Here is a 1,019-nt window from a genome sequence, read left to right on the forward strand (position 1 = left end):
GCATGGGGGTCGCCGGCGCGAAGTTCCGCGACCCGCGCCGTGTCGATGCGCACGTCGCTGTGGCCGAACTCGCTCATCAGGTGGTTGGTGACGTCCGCGATCTGCTGGTCTCCGAGCTCGTCGGCGAAGCCGAGCATGCCCTGGCGATGCTCGGGCCAGACGCCTACGAGAATCGCCATGGCGACGTTGTCGGCGTTGGGCTTGTCGAGCACCGGGTGACCGGCGAGCGCCGGCAGGCCGTTGAGCCCCTGCCCGCCGGGGGCGTGGCAGGCAGCGCACTGGTCGCGATAGACGCGCTCGCCGGGCGTGATGTCGCCAAGCGCCGCCGGGGTGTCGTCGTCGATCAGTTGACCGATGTTGGTCTGCGCGTCGCGCTCAACCGGGGCCGGCTGTGCCGGCGCGGCGCTTTCGACCTCGGGCAGCAGGTAGACCGCGATCGCCTCGACGTCCTCTTCGGGCATGCGCGAGAAGCTCAAGTCGATCGCCTCGAGCATGGGGCCCGCGGCAGTGGCGCCGTTGCCGGCGTGGCCGGTGCGCAGGTAGTCGACCAGTTCGCGCCGGCTCCAGCCGCCGATGCCGGTTTCCGGGTCGTCGGTGATGTCCGGGGCGTACCAGGTGCCCAGCGAGCCACCGGCCAGCGCCTGGCTCGACTTCTCGGCCATCAGGGCGTTGCGCGGCGTGTGGCAGGTACCGCAGTGGGTCGCGCCCTGGACGAGATAGGCGCCGCGGTTCCACTGCTCGGAGCGCTCCGGGTCGGGCTCGAAGGGGTCGCTGTCGAGAAACAGCAGGTTCCAGGCCTTCATCGAGAAGCGCAGGTTGAACGGGAACGGCAGCTCGGTTTCCGGCGGCGCGTCGTTTGCGGGCTCGATGCCGTGCATGAAGTAGGCGTAGAGCGCTTCGATGTCCTCGTCGGTCATCTTGGCGTAGGCGGTGTAGGGCATCGCCGGGTAGAGCTGGCGGCCGTCGGCGCGCACGCCCCGGCGCAGCGCATCCGAGAACTGCTCGAGGGAGTAGTCGCC

General features: G+C 70.1%; 1 protein-coding gene. It reads right to left on the reverse strand.

All coding sequences use genetic code 11. The features are described 5' to 3' along the window. Nucleotides 1-1,019 (reverse strand): cytochrome c (locus BIS11_RS18500; protein WP_253586852.1); only part of this gene is annotated, 1,019 nt, incomplete at both ends.

This window comes from Halomonas sp. 707D4 (assembly GCF_024158685.1).
Classification (GTDB): Bacteria; Pseudomonadota; Gammaproteobacteria; order Pseudomonadales; family Halomonadaceae; genus Vreelandella.